Source organism: Blautia difficilis, assembly GCF_014297245.1.
Taxonomy (GTDB): domain Bacteria; phylum Bacillota; class Clostridia; order Lachnospirales; family Lachnospiraceae; genus Blautia_A; species Blautia_A difficilis.
Map to the genome: position 1 here is coordinate 1 of NZ_JACOQG010000078.1, position 1,733 is coordinate 1,733.

The 1,733-nt window shown below is 37.7% G+C and carries 3 protein-coding genes and 1 pseudogene; all 4 read left to right on the forward strand.

Annotated elements, in window-relative coordinates; translation table 11 throughout:
* A partial coding sequence (locus H8Z82_RS16835; protein ID WP_330608029.1) for a hypothetical protein occupies positions 1–351 on the forward strand: 351 nt, incomplete at its 5' end.
* A gap of 170 nt (positions 352–521) precedes the next feature.
* A complete protein-coding gene (locus H8Z82_RS16840) occupies positions 522–1,004 on the forward strand; it encodes a PcfB family protein (RefSeq protein WP_059085509.1) in 483 nt (160 codons plus the stop codon).
* On the forward strand, positions 1,001–1,477 hold the full coding sequence (locus H8Z82_RS16845) for a hypothetical protein (RefSeq protein WP_186995759.1): 477 nt from the start codon (positions 1,001–1,003) through the stop codon (positions 1,475–1,477). The genes H8Z82_RS16840 and H8Z82_RS16845 overlap by 4 nt, the downstream gene beginning before the upstream one ends.
* Positions 1,478–1,524: 47 nt before the next feature.
* Positions 1,525–1,733 (forward strand): annotated as a pseudogene (locus H8Z82_RS16850) (recombinase); the annotation flags it as partial.

Sequence of the window (1,733 nt, forward strand, 5' to 3'; positions counted from 1 at the left end):
TTAAAAGATCATTTGTTTAAGGAAGAAGAAATAAATTATTTAAGAACGTGTACACAAGAATCCTATTGGTTGCAGAACTATCATTTAATTTTGTATTCACCAGATTTAATGTCTGATCTTGAGGAAAGTATAGAAAAATATCTTATTCCACAAAAAATAAAGAGAGCTTTATGTACAAAAGTAAGAATGCAAAATCAAAGAATAACATACTTGGAATTTTATAAGGAAAATTTATCACAGAATAAAGCAATTATAAGAGATATTGATATGGTAAAAGCGGAAATCCTTGAATATTTGGAACTGAAAATACAAGAAAGCGAAGAAATGTTTGAATTAGAAGAGGATGAATAATGCAGGGAAGAAGTCATAGTTAGCACTATGGCTTTTTCTTATGAATAAAAGAATACTTCTCGACAATTTGTCGGGAAGTGGAAAGGAGCCAAATTCCGATGAAAATATATCTCCCCCATCTGTTAGTGCCACCGTAATTTGCTGATCAGAATCGAAAGGAGGCGTGCAAATTGCAGGAAGAAGTTACTCAGAAAACAATCGCATTGTCGGTTAAAACTGCAAGAGTGACTGCCGACGTGTTAAAAAATATGCTGCGGAAGTATCTGTCAGGACAGAAGCAAAAGGGAAAGAATTCTTATAAGGTTGGAAAACAGTCATACAAAGAATTGAAAAGCCAGGGTTCTGGTTTATCTAATATTGAGATCACAGATGGAAATATCAAGTCTTTTGAACGTGTGGCGAAAAAATACCGTTTAGATTTTGCCTTGAAAAAAGACAGTTCGACCAAGCCACCGACCTACTATGTGTTCTTTAAAGGACAGGATACAGAAATGATGAATCTGGCATTTAAGAAATATTTGGGTGTACAGATGAACAAAAAGGATAAACCATCTATTATGAAAAAACTTATGCACTTTAAGGATGCTGTGTCTAAAGGAAAGAACAGAGAACGAGCAAGAGAACAGCAGAAAGACAGAGGGCAGAGTTTATGACGGAGAAAAAACAGCAGCATAAGAAGAAAAGAGGAAAAGTTCAGCATATCAGAGGTTCTCCGAAAAAGAGAAAAATATTTGGAAAAGCTGTTTTTTCTTCAGAGAGTATCCCAGGAAAAATGCTTGCGGATGTGAAAAATCTGATTACGGACAAGGCAAGTGAATTGAAGAGGGCAGATCAGAAAAAGCTGTTTTTAGCTAATTTCCCCTATCTGATGTTTGCTTATTTTTTCAATAAGATTGCCTGGCTGTATAGGGTAAACACCGGAGCAACTTCCTGGGATAAATTTATGAATACCATTACTTATTTTGAACTGGCGTTTCAGAATCTCTGGCCAAGTTTGAATCATATAGATTTGTTGTGTGGAATCGCAGGCGGCGTGGTTGTAAAGCTTATTATTATTTACCGCACGAAAAATGCCAAGAAATATCGACTGGGTGTGGAGTATGGTTCTGCCAGATGGAGTGCATAATTTTAAGTGTAAATGACACATACATGGACGCACAGGAGGTTATGCACATGACTGATTATAGCAAAATTACAGCCCTTTACTCCCGCCTTTCCGTGGGCGACGAGGACAGGGACGGCGGCGAGAGCAACAGCATACAAAACCAAAAAATATTTTTGGAGAACTATGCCAGAGGGCAGCACCTAACCAATATCCGGCACTACATCGACGATGACGAAAGCGGCAGGTTTTTTGACCGTTCCGCCTACTCCCGCATGAT